This window comes from Pannonibacter sp. SL95 (genome assembly GCF_026672425.1).
Classification (GTDB): domain Bacteria; phylum Pseudomonadota; class Alphaproteobacteria; order Rhizobiales; family Stappiaceae; genus Pannonibacter.
Genome location: NZ_JAPPRC010000003.1, coordinates 32,343 through 48,205 on the forward strand (window position 1 = coordinate 32,343; position 15,863 = coordinate 48,205).

Annotated in this window: 13 protein-coding genes; 7 read left to right on the forward strand and 6 right to left on the reverse strand. The window is 62.0% G+C overall.

All coding sequences use genetic code 11. The annotated features are described in order from the left end of the window. Positions 1–27: 27 nt before the first annotated feature. Positions 28–651, reverse strand: coding sequence for a hypothetical protein (locus OVA12_RS00770; protein WP_268137087.1), 624 nt, complete (start codon positions 649–651; stop codon positions 28–30). Here OVA12_RS00770 and pyc point away from each other — a divergent pair. Further along, positions 538–3,942, forward strand: a complete 3,405-nt coding sequence (gene pyc, locus OVA12_RS00775) for a pyruvate carboxylase (protein ID WP_268136942.1) — start codon at positions 538–540, stop codon at positions 3,940–3,942. The genes OVA12_RS00770 and pyc overlap by 114 nt on opposite strands. Before the next feature lie 307 nt (positions 3,943–4,249). Here the strand turns inward: pyc and OVA12_RS00780 are convergent, their stop codons facing one another. The 3 genes from OVA12_RS00780 to OVA12_RS00790 are packed head-to-tail and all read right to left on the reverse strand — an operon-like array spanning position 4,250 to position 6,786. Continuing rightward, positions 4,250–4,564, reverse strand: a complete 315-nt coding sequence (locus tag OVA12_RS00780) for a DCL family protein (protein ID WP_268133734.1) — start codon at positions 4,562–4,564, stop codon at positions 4,250–4,252. 24 nt (positions 4,565–4,588) lie between these two features. Continuing rightward, the gene (dinD, locus tag OVA12_RS00785; protein ID WP_268133735.1) at positions 4,589–5,875 is read right to left on the reverse strand and encodes a DNA damage-inducible protein D; all 1,287 of its coding nucleotides are present in this window, start codon (positions 5,873–5,875) and stop codon (positions 4,589–4,591) included. Beyond that, the gene (locus tag OVA12_RS00790; protein WP_268133736.1) at positions 5,872–6,786 is read right to left on the reverse strand and encodes an IS1595 family transposase; all 915 of its coding nucleotides are present in this window, start codon (positions 6,784–6,786) and stop codon (positions 5,872–5,874) included. The genes dinD and OVA12_RS00790 overlap by 4 nt, the downstream gene beginning before the upstream one ends. A gap of 458 nt (positions 6,787–7,244) precedes the next feature. Here OVA12_RS00790 and OVA12_RS00795 point away from each other — a divergent pair, with 458 nt between their 5' ends. Continuing rightward, positions 7,245–8,006 carry a TSUP family transporter gene (locus tag OVA12_RS00795; RefSeq protein WP_268133737.1) on the forward strand — a complete coding sequence of 254 codons (762 nt, stop codon included), beginning with the start codon at positions 7,245–7,247 and terminating at the stop codon, positions 8,004–8,006. 24 nt (positions 8,007–8,030) lie between these two features. On the opposite strand, the gene OVA12_RS00800 is transcribed toward OVA12_RS00795, so the two are convergent. Together OVA12_RS00800 and OVA12_RS00805 are read right to left on the reverse strand one after the other, a co-directional pair. Continuing rightward, positions 8,031–8,732 carry a glutamine amidotransferase gene (locus OVA12_RS00800; protein WP_268133738.1) on the reverse strand — a complete coding sequence of 234 codons (702 nt, stop codon included), beginning with the start codon at positions 8,730–8,732 and terminating at the stop codon, positions 8,031–8,033. 52 nt (positions 8,733–8,784) lie between these two features. Then, positions 8,785–9,273 carry a tellurite resistance TerB family protein gene (locus OVA12_RS00805; protein ID WP_268133739.1) on the reverse strand — a complete coding sequence of 163 codons (489 nt, stop codon included), beginning with the start codon at positions 9,271–9,273 and terminating at the stop codon, positions 8,785–8,787. A 331-nt stretch (positions 9,274–9,604) separates the two neighbouring features. Here OVA12_RS00805 and OVA12_RS00810 point away from each other — a divergent pair, with 331 nt between their 5' ends. The 5 genes from OVA12_RS00810 (at position 9,605) to OVA12_RS00830 (ending at position 15,854) form a co-directional block, all read left to right on the forward strand. Next, positions 9,605–10,867, forward strand: a complete 1,263-nt coding sequence (locus OVA12_RS00810; RefSeq protein WP_268133740.1) for an imelysin family protein — start codon at positions 9,605–9,607, stop codon at positions 10,865–10,867. Between the two features lie 100 nt (positions 10,868–10,967). Then, positions 10,968–12,524, forward strand: coding sequence for a di-heme oxidoreductase family protein (locus OVA12_RS00815; RefSeq protein WP_442793796.1), 1,557 nt, complete (start codon positions 10,968–10,970; stop codon positions 12,522–12,524). 1 nt (position 12,525) lies between these two features. Next, positions 12,526–13,653, forward strand: coding sequence for an imelysin family protein (locus tag OVA12_RS00820; protein ID WP_268133741.1), 1,128 nt, complete (start codon positions 12,526–12,528; stop codon positions 13,651–13,653). After that, the gene (locus OVA12_RS00825) at positions 13,634–14,788 is read left to right on the forward strand and encodes a DUF1513 domain-containing protein (protein WP_268133742.1); all 1,155 of its coding nucleotides are present in this window, start codon (positions 13,634–13,636) and stop codon (positions 14,786–14,788) included. Before OVA12_RS00820 ends, OVA12_RS00825 begins: the two co-directional genes overlap by 20 nt. Positions 14,789–14,885: 97 nt before the next feature. Then, positions 14,886–15,854, forward strand: a complete 969-nt coding sequence (locus OVA12_RS00830; RefSeq protein ID WP_268133743.1) for an alpha/beta hydrolase family esterase — start codon at positions 14,886–14,888, stop codon at positions 15,852–15,854. The last annotated feature ends 9 nt before the right edge of the window (positions 15,855–15,863 follow it).

Sequence of the window (15,863 nt, forward strand, 5' to 3'; positions counted from 1 at the left end):
GCGCCCGAATCGCTGACATTCGTTGATTCAGGATTTGTTCCCTACGACATGTAGCATTGGCGGGGTATGCTGATACGAAATCATGAATCTGCCCAAGGATTTGGCAGGGTTTTCGGGCGTTGTGGGTGAATCGGTCCAGATCACGTCAAGTGTCAACATCCGGTAAATTGGAACAGGAATTTTACAACCCGTTGCTGCAACCTGTTGCACACTTCGGGAACACAGCGCGGACGAATCGCTGACAATACGATGTTCCGGACCTGTTCTTCCTGCATCTTGTGTCGAGATGAATTCCATCCACCAGATGAGCCAGAAGCGGTCGCGATGGTTTTTGATGTAACCAATTTGCCGGTTCCAGATGTTAAGGGAAGTGTCCCATTTCTGGCCGACAGGCTGTTCTGATGCATCATTGACCGTTAGGTCAGCGATACTGGCCCTTTCCTTGCACATCATCCCTTTGTATGAGTCGTCGCCATCGATCCAAGGGAGGGTACGAGCTTGAGCATCCGCAAGATACTTGTCGCCAATCGGTCTGAAATCGCAATTCGTGTATTCCGTGCGGCCAATGAACTTGGCCTGAAAACCGTGGCTATCTTTGCGGAGCAGGACAAACTCGCCCTGCACAGATTTAAGGCAGACGAAGCCTATCAAGTAGGCAAAGGCCTCGGTCCCATCGAGGCCTATCTGTCGATTGACGAGATTATCCGCGTAGCCAAGCTGTCCGGCGCCGATGCAATCCATCCCGGCTACGGCTTCCTGTCCGAAAGCCCGGAATTCGCCGAAGCCTGTGCCCAGAACGGCATCATCTTCATCGGCCCGAAGCCGGACACCATGCGCAGGCTCGGCAACAAGGTGGCCGCGCGCAACCTCGCCATCGAAGCTGGCGTGCCGGTGATGCCGGCGACCGATCCGCTGCCGGACGACATCGAAGAGATCAAGAAGCTTGCTGCCGGCATCGGCTATCCGGTGATGCTGAAGGCATCCTGGGGCGGCGGCGGCCGCGGCATGCGCGTCATCCGCGACGAGGCGACGCTGGTGCGCGAAGTCGTTGCCGCCAAGCGAGAGGCCAAGGCGGCCTTCGGCAAGGACGAAATCTATCTGGAGAAGCTGGTCCAGCGGGCGCGCCACGTCGAGGTGCAGATCCTGGGCGACAGCCACGGCAACCTCGTCCACCTGTTCGAGCGCGACTGCTCGATCCAGCGGCGGCACCAGAAAGTCGTCGAGCGCGCGCCGGCGCCTTATCTCGCCGAAGACCGCCGCAAGGAACTGTGCGACTACGGCCTGAAGATTGGCCGTGCGGTGGACTATTGCGGCGCGGGCACGGTCGAATTCCTGATGGATGCCGACACGGGCGCGATCTACTTCATCGAAGTGAACCCGCGCGTGCAGGTCGAGCACACGGTGACCGAACAGGTGACCGGCATCGATATCGTCAAGGCACAGATCCGGATCGCCGGAGGCGCTGCCATTGGGACCGAGGCCAGCGGCGTGCCGGTGCAGGCGGATGTGCGCCTCAATGGCCATGCCTTGCAGTGCCGCATCACCACGGAAGATCCGGAACAGAACTTCATCCCGGATTACGGCCGCATCACCGCCTATCGCGGCGCGACCGGCTTTGGCATTCGTCTGGACGGTGGCACCGCCTATTCCGGCGCGGTGATCACCCGTTTCTATGATCCGCTGCTGGAAAAGGTCACCGCCTGGGCGCCGAGTGCCGAGGAAGCCTGCCTGCGCATGGACCGCGCTTTGCGCGAGTTCCGCATCCGCGGCGTTGCCACCAACCTGGTGTTCCTGGAGAACATCATTGGTCACCCGGCCTTCCGCGCCAATGACTACACCACGCGCTTCATCGATGACACGCCGGAGCTGTTTGCCCAGGTCAAGCGGCAGGACCGTGCCACCAAGCTCCTGACCTACATCGCCGATGTGTCGGTGAACGGCCATCCGGAAACACGCGGCCGGCCGCGTCCGGGCAAGGATGTTGCCGATCCGGTGGTGCCGGACTTCGGCAGCGTCAAGCCTGAGGGCACACGGCAGCTGCTGGAACAGCTGGGCCCGAAGGGCTTTGCCGCCTGGATGAAGGCGCAGCCGCAGGTGCTGGTGACGGACACGACCATGCGCGACGGCCATCAGTCGCTGCTGGCCACCCGCATGCGCACCCACGACATCGTTGCCATCACGGATGCCTATGCCACCGGCCTGCCGCAGCTGTTCTCGCTGGAGTGCTGGGGCGGGGCGACCTTTGACGTGGCCATGCGCTTCCTGACGGAAGATCCGTGGGAGCGTCTGCGTCTCATCCGCCAGAAGGCGCCGAACATCCTGCTGCAGATGCTGCTGCGCGGCTCCAATGGCGTCGGCTACACCAATTATCCCGACAACGTGGTGCGCTTCTTCGTGCATCAGGCGGCCAGCGCCGGTGTCGATGTATTCCGCGTGTTCGACTGCCTGAACTGGGTGGAGAACATGCGTGTTTCCATCGACGCGGTGCTGGAGACCGACAAGCTCTGCGAAGGTGCGCTGTGCTACACCGGCGACCTCCTGGACAGCGCGCGGCCGAAGTATGACCTGAAGTACTACGTCAATCTGGCGAAGGACCTCGAGAAGGCCGGGGCGCATATCCTCGGCGTGAAGGACATGGCGGGCCTCCTGAAGCCGGCCGCTGCACGGGTGCTGTTCAAGGCCCTGAAGGAAGAGGTTGGCCTGCCGATCCACTTCCACACCCACGACACCTCGGGCATCGCGGCGGCCACCGTTCTGGCGGCAGTCGAGGCCGGCGTCGATGCGGTGGACGGGGCGATGGATGCCTTCTCCGGCAACACGTCGCAGCCGTGCCTCGGCTCCATCGTCGAGGCGCTGAAGGGCTCGGACCGCGATCCCGGCCTGTCGGCCGAAGCGATCCGCCGCATTTCGTTCTACTGGGAGGCCGTGCGCAACCAGTATGCGGCCTTCGAGAGCGACCTGAAGGGCCCGGCTTCGGAGGTCTACCTGCATGAAATGCCCGGCGGACAGTTCACCAACCTGAAGGAACAGGCCCGCTCGCTCGGCCTCGAGACCCGCTGGCACGAGGTGGCGCAGGCCTATGCCGACGCCAACATGATGTTCGGCGACATCGTCAAGGTGACGCCGTCGTCCAAGGTGGTCGGTGATATGGCGCTGATGATGGTCAGCCAGGGCTTGACCGTTGCCGATGTCGAAAACCCGGACAAGGACGTGGCCTTCCCGGATTCCGTCGTGCAGATGCTGCGCGGCGATCTCGGTCAGCCGCCTGCCGGCTGGCCGCAGGCGCTGCAGGCCAAGGTGCTGAAGGGCGATGCCCCGATCACCGCGCGGCCGGGCTCGCTGCTCAAGACGGAAGACCTGGAAGCACGGCGCAAGGAAGCGGCCGAGAAGACCGGCATGGACATCGACGACCATGCACTGGCGTCTTACCTCATGTATCCGAAGGTTTTCACCGACTTCGCCAAGGCACAGAGCCAGTATGGCCCGACCTCGGTGCTGCCGACGCCGGCCTATTTCTACGGGCTGGAAGCTGGCGACGAGCTGTTCATCGAGCTGGAGCCGGGCAAGACCCTTGTGGTCCGCTGCCAGGCGTTTGGTGAGACCGACGAGCAGGGCGAGAAGAAGGTGTTCTTCGAGCTGAACGGCCAGCCGCGCATCGTCAAGGTGCCGGATCGTGCCCATGGCGCCGCTGGCGCCGCGCTGCGCCGCAAGGCGGAGGCCGGCAACGAGGCGCATGTGGGGGCGCCGATGCCGGGCGTCGTGTCGACCGTTGCCATTGCCGCTGGGCAGGCCGTCAAGGCCGGCGACGTGCTGCTGTCGATCGAGGCCATGAAGATGGAAACCGCCCTGCATGCAGAGCGCGATGGCACCATTTCGGAAGTGCTGGTGACGCCGGGCAGCCAGATCGACGCGAAGGACCTGCTGGTCGTCTACAAGGCCTGATCTGGATGTAATTCTGGTCTGACCGTAACAAGACGATAGGGGAGGCCGCTGGTCTCCCCTCAGACTGCTGACAAATCCTCCATCGTCATCCCGGACGCAGCGAAGCGGAGATCCGGGACCGGAGAGCCAAAGTCTCTCCGGGGTAAACTCATTGAAACATTGAGGCCTCGACTCTCCGGTCCCGGCTCGGCGCTACGCTTGGCCGGGATGACTTCGGTGAGGTAGAGGTTTGTCATCAACCTCAGGGGAGGCCGGTGGTCTCCCCTTTTTTGGGACCTATATACGTGATTGACCTTCTGGGCTGACCTCAGTCGTATGGCTTGCGTTTCAGACAGTGTTTGATGGAAAAGTCTATTTTTCCGCCATCGGCCCAGACGATCCAGAAACACTGGCCTGGATAATCATCCGGCGGAAACCCCACCTCAAAATAGGCAATTCCCGGCCCAATTTTCTCTGCCAGTTCATCATGGCGCTTGAGCAAGGCGGCCAAATCATCAGCGTCGGCGTTTGAGACGCGATCCCCGATAGAGTATCGGTTCAACATGGCGCTAAAAAATGCAGAAGCGTCGCCCGCTTTTGCGAATGTGCGCGTTTCAAGGACAATGCTTCTCGCTCTTCCCATTGAGATATTCCAATCTTGAGCACTTTAAGAAAAGTAGGTTGCCACGAAATCACGGCCTTTCGGCGTGATCCTGAAACCGCCTGCCACATCTTCCGCGTAACCCTGATAGATGAAGTTGGTCTTGGCCGTTTTGTGAGATTTCAGGTTGCGAACAAGTTGCGAGAATTTCGAGTCTTTCCGACCCGTTAAAACCTCTTGGCTGTCATCCGGGACGCTGATGTAATTCGGAATTTCTCCGATTAAATCGGACGTAGATATCTGGCCATTTGGCTTTGTGGCCATCACAAGAAGCGCATATTTCCAGAGATCTAGCCGCAAATCGATTGGGCGCGGCGTCTCAGCCTGAGCGTCGCTCGAAGGTTTCGCTTCGGGGGCGCGGATGGATTTTGGGGCGGCGCCTTTTATCCGCTTTTCAGCTTGGCTGATATTCTCAACTGCCGGGAGGTCCTCCGGCGCAATTTTGCTGATTTTTAGCATTGCGTCTCGGACTTGGCGTCCCACTTCAAAGTGGACTGAGTACGCCTTTTGTTTGCCCTTGACCCCTTCCTTTCGAAGCCGCTCCTCAGTTTGAGTTACGCGAAAGAAATTTGCCGCGAGTTCTGTGCTTCCCATGCGGTCAAGAATATCAGCGCTAGCCGGAAGCCCTTTGTAGGCCCGGATTTGCGCTACATTCATCGCATACATGCCCTGCCAGCCCTGTCCGTGGAAAATGGCGAATTCCTGAGACGTTACAACGCCCGCGTCTTTCGCAGCGCTCGATAGCTTGATATTATGCTGTTTGATCTGTTGACGAAGGAAGACCCTCTTCTCGTCTTCCGACTGAGGAACCGCCACCGCTTGGTCGGCTAACTCCTGCTTCCGCGTTTGGATTGCAAAATAGCTCTGCGCGAATGCGACCGGCTTCTTTTTGGCGTCTGAATTTTGGGCTGTAAGATAGCAGGCGTAGCGCGTCATTTTATAATCGGTGACGTCTTCCATCCTGCCTTTCCCTGATATTGACTTCCTGACGTCAGGAAGCCAATGGGCCGCAATGGGTTGCCCGCTTTGTTGGCACGAGATCATAGCCCGCCGTAGCGCTGTCTCGAAATTCTCCCATTTAGCATATTCAAAAAGAGCTTGGAGGTCGCGGGCGCTCCAGAATTCAACCCCGCTTTGATCAAATTGAACCGCTGCCTCAAAGGCAGCGATTAGCTTTTCAATTTCTCCATCTGGCATCGCTGACTGTGTGACAGCGGACAGTTCTTTTGGGTCTGTCTTTGCCAGTCGTTTCAATGCCTCATCAAAATTCATTCCCGTCAGTTTGTCGCTCATGCGATCAGTTCCTTATAGGTAAGACGGCCCTCAACGCACGAAAACATGTCGTTCAACCTCGCCCCAACACGCATGTCCCGGCGATTAAAACGCCAAGTCATTTCCTGCACGTATCGATCAAGGTGCTTTGGCGAAACCCAGTGATGGACGCCTATGATCTGACGCTTCAAAAGCGCCCAGATGCTCTCAATCCCGTTCGTGTGGATCGTGTAATGATGGACATACTCACCAGCCGAATGATTCACGGCGTGGTGATAGATGTCCTTGTCCAGACCTTTGAATGAGCGGTCTTCATCGGTCATCACGGTTGAACCGGCGGCAACATTCTCACGAACAGCGCCCTTGAGCGTGCCCCCCTTGTGGTCAGGAACATGCGAAGCGCGAAGCTCGCCTTCGCGCTCAAGAATGCCAAGCACGACTTCCTTGCCCGCACCGCCTTGGGTGCCACCTGTCCCGTCATTAGAATGCTTATTCTTTTCCTTGCCACCAACAAAAGTCGTGTCCGCCTCAACTGTGCCCTTCAAGGGTGCATTGAAGGACTTAGTAGTTGAGGCGTGGCGGAGGCGATGAAGGATAAACCAAGCAGTCTTCTGAGTGACTTTAAGGTCCTTTGCCAGTGTCGTTGACGCGATGCCCTTCGGATGGTTCGTAATCATCCAGATCGCCATGAACCATTTACGGAGCGGGAGCTTGGTGTCCTCGAATATAGTGCCAACCTTTATCGAGAAACGCTGGCGGCAATCACCACACTTGAATGTCTTGCGGTCGGAGAAATGATAAACGCGCATTCCACCGCAATGAGGGCAGAACTCTCCATCTTGCCAACGGATCGCCTGAAGATGGTCAAGGCAAGACTGTTCGTCTGGGAATGCCGCCATCATATCAAAAAGGCTGTCAATCTGCGCAATCATTGCGGGTCTCCGATTCTGGAGACACCATAGCGCCAAATCTGATTTAGGTCAATCACGTATATAAGTCTCTCCCTTTTGTTGGCTCTGCTTCAGTTTCGAAGCGCTCGTGTTGTCACCGCGGGTCTCGCGCTGCGCTTCGCCCGGGGGTGACCGAGGAGGGGGCGGCGGAGTATGGAGGCTTCTGAATCAGATGGCCGGACTGCCCTGAGACTGCTACAGCTTTAGCGGTCATCCCCGCCTTGTGCGGGGATCTTTTTGGCTACTCCCGGGCTTTCGCGACGTTCTGCTGCTGGTTCAATGCTGTGTGGATCCCCGCGCAAGGCGGGGATGACCGCTGCATTTGGGGTCGGGCCGGATCGACAGGTCCAAGTCAGCCAGGACGTGACCGGGTGGAACCGCAATTTTGAACATTGCCCTGTCCCAGCGCTGCCGGGACCAAGCGGCTTGAGGCGTCGTCGATGGAATTCTCCTACGAAATTCTCGCTATCCTGTTTGCCGTCGCACTGCTTGCCGGGTGGGTGGATGCGATTGCCGGGGGCGGAGGGCTGTTGACCATTCCGGCCCTGTTGCTGGTTGGTGTGCCGCCCGCCACGGCGCTGGCGACCAACAAGCTGCAGGGCAGCTTTGGTGCGCTGACTGCAGCGGTCTATTTCATCCGGCGCAAGATGGTGTCGGTGCGCGGCAACCTTGGCGCCATTGCCGCCATTGCCATCGGCTCGATGTTCGGTGGCTTCGTGCTGCAGCAGATCAATGCGGATATTCTCGTTCTCTTCATTCCGCTGCTGCTGGTCTCGATCGGCCTCTATTTCCTGTTCTTTGCCCGCAATCTTGACGAGGAACGGGAGCCCCGGATCGGTGAAGGCCGCTATGCCGCAACTGTTGCGCCAGCGCTGGGGTTCTATGATGGCTTCTTCGGGCCGGGCACGGGATCGTTCATGGCGACGTCCCTGGTCATCCTGCGCGGCATGCCGATCCGTGTTGCAACGGCCCATGCCAAGCTGTTCAACGTCACCAGCAATCTGGCGGCGCTCGCCTATTTCGTGCTGTTCGGGAACATTGCCTGGATCGCCGGCGGCGTCATGATCCTCGGCCAGATTGGCGGGGCCTATCTCGGCGCGCATTTTGCCTTCAAGGGCGGCGCCAAGATCATCCGGCCGATCACCGTGATCATGTGCTTTGCCATGAGCATCCGGGTGCTGATCCGGATGTGGCCAGCCTGAGGGCCTGCACGAAAGACGGACTGGTCAGGCCTTGTCCGCCCGGCCGATCCACAGATCGAGAAAATCATCCAGCCACTTGCGCACGGCGCCATCGAAGACGAAGCGGCCGGCGAAATGGTCCTGGCGGCCCTGTGCGCCGGGCTGCGTCATGCGCGGCGCACCCTTCGTGGTCCAGCGCACCATCATGGCGTGGGTCAGTTCGGGATGGAACTGGATGCCATAGGCCTTGGGGCCGACGCGGATGGCCTGGTTGGGATAGGTGTCGCCGGTTGCCAGCAGATCGGCACCGCGCGGCAGGTCAAAGCCCTCATTGTGCCATTGATAGACCTTGCCGGGCCAGGACATCAGCGACTTGCCTGTCTCGGTCGGGTGCAGCGGGTAGTAGCCGATTTCCACTTCCTCGCGGGGATGCGAAGCGACCTTGCCACCGAGATGGCGGACCATCATCTGCGCGCCAAGACAGATGCCGAGAAACGGCTTCTGCTCCTTTAGAGGCACTCCGATCCAGTCGATTTCCCTGCTGATGTAGGCGTCCGGGTCGTTCGCGCTCATCGGACCGCCGAACACCACGGCACCGGCATGGTGCTGCATGTCGGCCGGCAAGGGATCGCCGAAGCGCGGGCGGCGGATATCGAGGCTGAACCCGCGCCGGACAAGTTCCTGGCCGACTCGCCCCGGTGTCGACGTTTCCTGATGCAGGACAATCAATACGCGCTTGTCTGTCATGTCTGGCCGCTGGAACGGCGGATCCGGCTGCGGTCCCGGGGAGGGACGCGGATCAGCTGTTGCTGGTGTCGGTTGCGTCGGTGTGATCCTGCTCCCGGGCGACCTTCTGGCGCAAGGCAATCCGGTCACGCGACGATACGCCCAGCAGTTCTGCCACACGCCAGACGGTGTTGTCCTCGAACTCGTGCACATGGCCGTCGGCGTAAGCGATCTGCCACATCATCTCGATGATGGCATGGCGTTCGACCTCATCCGTCTTGCGCTTGAGGATCGAGGTAAAGCCGTAGAGATCAACGGCCTCGTTGTCCCGATCGGTCGCGAGCTTGATCAGCTCCTCGGTGTCTTCGTCGGTCAGCTCGTAATGCTGCTTCAGGATGTTGGTCAGCTTCGTCTGCTCGGCCGGATCCATGTCGCCATCGACGCTGATGACGTGGATCAGCAACGCGGCAGCGGCGAGGCGCTGGTCGTCGTCGGCAAAGGTCAGCGCTTCGGTTTCTCCGAAGGTGACTTCCCTGATGAAGCGCTTGATCGATGAGAGCATTCGTTCCGTCCGTCCTTGAAAACCAACTCTGTTGCCGCCGGAATCCGGGTAAATGGCCTTCAGAGTTGCAGCATAAGGCATAATCCTTACGGAGCCTTCATATATGGCGCTTTGGAGGCAGTTTGCGAATGACTTGCGGCACTTAGGACACAGTGCAAGATCATGGGTCCGTTTAGATGTGTTCTAAACTATTGATTTTTCGATCCTATTAACTTGACACTGCATCTCAGGAATTGTTTGGATCCCGCACTAGGTTTCGGCAACCAACCTCTGCAGCATCGTGCCCTGCGGAGGTTGACCGGAGCTGTTCCCCTCAAATGGAGACCAATCCATGTTCCGCTCGCTTCGCCTCGCCCTCGTTGCGGCCACTGCGTTGAGTGCTTTCCCGGCCGTTGCCAAGGATGTCGCTCCGGCCGATGTGCTTGCGACCTATCAGGACGTCGCCGCCGCCGCCTATGCGGACTCGCTGGCCGGTGCCAAGGCGCTGAAGGTGGCGGTTGATGCCCTTGTCGCCAAGCCGTCGGACGCGACGCTGGCTGCGGCGCGCAAGGCCTGGATCGCGGCGCGCAACCCGTACCAGCAGACGGAAGCCCTGCGTTTCGGCAATGCCATCGTTGATGACTGGGAAGGCAAGGTGAATGCCTGGCCGCTGGATGAAGGCCTGATCGACTACGTCGATACCGCGTCCTATGGCGACAGTTCGGAAGAGAACGCTTTCTTTGTTGCCAATGTGATTGCCAATCCGACCCTGAAGGTTGGCGGTGTCGAGATCGACGCCAAGGAGATCACTCCGGCGCTGCTGGCCGAGAAGCTGCAGGAGGCCGGCGAGGTCGAGGCGAATGTGGCCACCGGCTATCACGCCATCGAGTTCCTGCTCTGGGGTCAGGACCTGAACGGCACCAAGGCCGGTGCCGGCAATCGCCCGGCGACGGACTTCGATGTTGCCAAATGCACGGGCGGTAATTGCGAGCGCCGCATCGCCTATCTGAAGGCGGCGACGGATCTGCTGATTTCCGATCTGGAGGAAATGGCCAAGGCGTGGGCTCCTGGCGGCGCAGCCCGCACGGAGCTGAAGGCGAAGGGCGAGGCCGGCGGTCTGGCGACGATCCTGACCGGAATGGGATCGCTGTCCTATGGCGAACTGGCCGGTGAGCGCATGAAGCTCGGCCTGATGCTCAACGACCCGGAAGAGGAGCATGACTGCTTCTCCGACAACACCCACATGTCGCATTACAACGACGTCGTCGGCATCCGGAACGTCTATTTCGGAACCTATGGCGGCAAGGTCGTCGGTGCGTCGCTGGCGGACATGGTCAAGGCAAAGGACCCGAAGCTTGCCGAGGAGATGCAGGCCAAGCTGGACAAGACGCTCGCTGCCTTCGAAGCCTTGAAGACGCGTGCGGAAACGGTCGAGGCCTATGACCAGATGATCGGTGAAGGCAACAAGGACGGCAATGCCGTGGTTCAGGCCGCAGTCGACGCGCTGGTGGACCAGACAAAGTCGATTGAACGCGTGGTTGCGACACTTGGTCTGGAAGCGATTGCATTTGAAGGCTCCGACAGCCTCGACAATCCGACGGCAGTGTTCCAGTAAGTCGGTATGAAATTTCCGGGCGGCGGACGGCCGCCCGGGATGCTGCCGGTGGTGAGAGGGATCCCGGCTGGCCACGGATGCGACCGGGGTGGTCCTGAAAATGACACATGATGTTCTGGGTGGGCTTGCTGCGCGACGACTGGCTCGGGTGACCATGGTAGCCGCAGGCCTTGCAGTCGCCTCTTTGATGATTGCGCCTGGACAGGCAATCGACCTGTCCTACCGCACCGACCTGACGGAAGCGGACAGGGCGCGGGTTGGCGAGATCCTGAAGGCTCCGGAGGATTTCTCCAGGGCTGAGGCATTCGAGGCCATGAGCGCCGGAGCGGCGACGTCGAAGAAGCGCATCAACCGCGACTCCTTCTCGCATCCCACGGCCAATCTGAGTTTCGAAGAGCAGCAGACGTTCCGGATCGGCAACGGTATCTTCCGCAAGCTCTGGGTGGCAGCACCCTCGTCAACACAGGCCTCCGACGGGCTGGGGCCGCTCTACAACGCCCGTTCCTGTCAGGGGTGCCACCTGAAGGATGGCCGGGGCCAGCCGCCGCTGCCGGGTGACGAGGCCGTGTCGCTGTTCCTGCGCCTCTCCGTTCCGCCGCGCACCGACACCGAGCGGGAGGCGCTGGCGGCGCGCAAGATCCAGTCTGTGCCGGAACCAACCTATGGCGGCCAGTTCCAGACTTTCGCCGTGACCGGCCTGCCTGGCGAAGGCCGGATGTCGATCACGCACGAAGACATCCCGGTGACGCTGACCGGCGGCGAGGTCGTGACGCTGCAGAAGCCGGTCTATGCCGCCGTTGATCTCAACTATGGCCCGATGCAGCCGGACACGATGATCTCGCCGCGTGTGGCGCCGCAGATGATCGGCCTGGGTCTGCTGGAGGCGATCCATCCAGGCGATGTCCTGGCAAAAGCCGACCCGGAGGACCGGGATGGCGACGGGATATCCGGCCGGCCGAACCTTGTGCTTGATCCGCAAACCGGCGAGACGGTGCTTGGCCGGTTTGGCTGGAAGGCGACGACGCCCAACGTCCGCGTCCAGAGTGCGGGGGCCTTTGCCGGCGACATCGGCATTTCAACGCCGGATCATCCCGATCCACATGGCGATTGCACGACCGCGCAGACCGCCTGCCGTGCCCAGCCGACTGGCGAACAGGAGCGGCTGGGGCCGACGGAAGCGCCCGATCCGGTGATGGATCTGGTGACCTTCTACTCGGAAAACCTTGCGGTGCCGGCGCGGCGCAAGGTGGATGACCCGCAAGTGCTGCGCGGCAAGGCGCTGTTCAGCACGCTGAGTTGTGCCTCCTGCCATACGCCGAAATATGTCACCTCGCGCGAGGCGGCCAATCCGGCGCACCGGTTCCAGCTGATCTGGCCCTACACCGACCTGTTGCTGCATGACATGGGCGAGGGGCTGGCGGACAACCGGCCGGACGGCGACGCGGATGGCCGGGAATGGAAGACGCCGCCACTGTGGGGCATCGGCTTGACGGAAACGGTGAGCGGGCATACGCGTTTCCTCCATGACGGCCGCGCAAGGTCTCTACTGGAAGCCGTGCTGTGGCATGGCGGCGAGGCGCAGGCCGCGCGCGACGGCGTCGTTGCCCTTGCGCCCGATGACCGCGCGGCGCTGATCCGCTTCCTGGAGTCGCTGTAACATGCTGAAAATCCCCGCCGCGCTTGTAGCCCTGTCCCTGCTGGCAGCAGGAGTGGCGCGTGGTGAAACGGCTGTTCAGCCTGTTCAGGCTGGGCAGCCGGCTCAGGTTGCGGCCACCTACGGGGATTATGTGCGCGCCAGCCTTGAGGGCTACATCCGTCCAGCGATGGGCCGGTTTGCCACTGATGCGGCGCGGCTTCCCGGTGCCGTGCAAGGCGCCTGTGCGGCCGGCGATGACAGTGCCCGCGAGGAATTCCGCGCGGTGTACGGGGCGACGCTGGCGTCCTTCGCCCGTATCAGCTTTCTGCGGTTCGGCCCTCTCGCGGAAGGCAACCGGCTGGAGCGGCTGGCCTTCATGCCGGATGCGCGCGGTGTTGCCCAGCGGCAGGTGCGCAAGATCCTGGCCGACAGGGATCCGACCGCTGCGACCGCTGAGCAGCTGGCGGGCAAGAGCGTGGCCGTTCAGGGGCTGACGGCCCTTCAGCTCGTTGCCTTTGATGAGGCAGGTTCCGTAATGCTGGGCGGGCAGGGAGAGGATGCGGGTTTTGCCTGTGCCTATTCCCTCGCCATTGCCACGAATGTCTCAGCCATCGCCGGCGAGCTGACCCGGGACTGGGCTGACCCGGCCGGTTTTTCCGGGGAACTGCTTGGCCCCGGGCCTGAACGGCCACGTCTGAAGAGCGAGAAGGAAGCGGCGGAGCTGATCTTCAACGCACTGGTCACCGGCTTCGTCATCGTCCGCGATCAGGATCTGTTGCCGGCGCTGGGCTCTGGTCCGGACAGTGCTAAGCCCGGACGGCTGCCCTTTGCCCGCTCCGGCTTCACGCTCGCTTATCTGTCGGCGGAGATCGGCGGGCTGGCGGAGGCGCTGGAAGCGGGCGGCTATGAGCGCGGGCTCGACAGCGAGGGTGTCTGGATCCCGGCTTCGCTCGAGTTCGAGTTCGGCAATGCGCTGAAGATGCTGGCACGCCTGCGCGAGCCGATGCGAATGACCCTTGCCGAGCCGGAAACGCATGCCGGACTGTCCTATGTTGCGCTCGTGCTGAAAGGCCTGCGCGACACGGTGGCGCTCAATCTCGCCGGGTCGCTGAACCTTTCCGGAGGCTTCAATGCGCTGGACGGGGACTGAGGCGGCGGTCCTGAACCGCCGCAGCTTTCTCTCTGGCCTTGCCGCAGCCGGTCTCCTGCCGCTGTTGCCGCATAGCGCGGCGGCGGCTCTCGGGGCGGGAGATCCGGATGAACCGCTTTTTGCCAGCGCGCGGCGCAATGCAGACGGACGCCATGCCGTCGCGATCCTGACGGCTGACGGGCGGGACGTTCTGGACGTGCCGCTGCCTGACCGGGGCCACGGCATTGCCCTGTCGCCAGACCGTAGCCGCTTCGTCACCTTCGCGCGCCGGCCGGGCCAGTTCCTGATGCTTGCCGATCGCGAAGAACGGCAGGCGCCACAGGTGACGAGTGCTGAACCGGGGCGTCACTACTATGGCCACGGGGTGTTTTCCGCCGACGGCCGGCTGGTCTATGCGGTCGAGAACGCATTCGGGCCCGTGGGCGAGGAAACGCGCGGCCGCGTCGGCGTCTATGATGCAAGCGGCGAGCGCCTCATCCGGATCGGCGAGTTCGACACCCATGGCGTCGGGCCGCATGACATTCTGCTGGCCGAGCAGGGCCGGGTGCTGGTGGTCGCCAATGGCGGCATCGACACGCATCCGGTCACGGGGCGCGACATGCTCAATCTCGACCGGATGCAGCCGTCGATCGCCCGCATCGATGCTGCGAGCGGGGATCTGCTTGGGCTCTTCAGGCTGCCGCCGGACCTGTCTCAAGTGTCACTGCGCCACATGGCGCTCGATGCGGCCGGGGCGGTGTGGATCGGCGGACAGTTCGAGGGCGACGCGGGATTGACCCCGCCCCTGGTCGCCAGACTGTCCAGGGAAGGCGGCCTGTCGGTGGTCGATGTGCCCGAGGGGCTGCTGAAGCGGCTCGGCAATTATGTGGGCTCGGTGGCGGTGAATGCGCCGGCCGGGCTCGTCGCCCTGTCCAGTCCGCGCGGCGGCTATGTGCTCTATCTGTCGGCCGCTGACGGAACGCCGGTCGGTAGCCATCCCATTGCCGATGTCTGCGGGCTGGCCCCGCTCGACGGCGGGTTCCTGGTTTCCGATGGTGCGGGTGGCCTTGCCTTTGGGTCGGGCCGCGAGCCCGCGGCTGAGCCCTATGCCCGGCCGGCGGGTGTGTCCTGGGACAATCATCTGGCGGCAATGTGATCGCCCCGTGAGTTGCCAGTTGCAGCGTTTGCCCGACACTAGGCGCGTTGTGGTGAGGCGGCCGGACTGGTTCGGCTGTTCCGGAGCGTGAGGGCAGATGGTGTTGGTTCAATGGGTCGGGCCCTGGCGGGCCACCGCTTTGGCCGGAATGGTCTGCACAGTGCTGGCCACTGGATCCGGCCTTGGTGTTGCCTGGGCCGATGCGCCCAGTCTCGCTGCGGCGCCCTCGGCGGCAGCGCAAGCCCTGGCCGAGGTAGCTTGCGGCGAGGTGCTCGCCTGCCGGACTGACCGGGGTAGCTATTACATCCACCTGCCAGAGGGGGCGCCGCGCGGGGCGATCCTGTTCCTGCATGGCCACAGGGGCAGTGGGCTGAATGAAATCGGCAATCAGGCCATGCTCGCCATGGCGGACCGGCTGGGTGTTGCCTTTGTCGCCCCAGATGGATTGGACGGAACGTGGTCGTTTCCCGGCGCTCCGCAGGCACAGCGGGACGAATTTGCCTTTCTGGCTGGCGTGGCAGAGGACGTGGCGCGCCGCTTCTCCGTTCCGCGCGAACGCATGATGCTGTCCGGGTTTTCGTCGGGCGGCTTCATGACCTGGTACACCGCCTGTCATGACAGCAGTTTATTCGCTGGCTTTGCACCTGTGGCCGGCGCGTTCTGGATGCCGTTGCCGGAGGCTTGTGCGACGTCCATTCCCGATCTGCGGCATGTGCACGGAACCACCGATCCCGTCGTGCCAATGGCTGGCCGCGCGCTTGGAGGCGGGCGCTGGCGGCAGGGGGATGTCAACGACAGTTTCGATGTCTGGCTGCGTCAGGCCGGTCTCTCGCGGGAGGGCGCTGAGGAAACGCAGGAGGGCGGTCTGGCCTGCCGGACCTGGCGGATCGGATCCAGAACGGGGACCGGTCAGGGAAACGGGCAACGGAGCGAGGGTGGTCCCCTGCAGCTCTGTCTCCATGATGGCGGCCACTCCGTGCGGGCGGAGTGGCTCGAACAGGCCTATCGGGGTCTTGCGGTCCGGCAAGGCTGGCCATTGCCGCAGACGCCCCTATCGGGCCGCTGACCAGTTCTG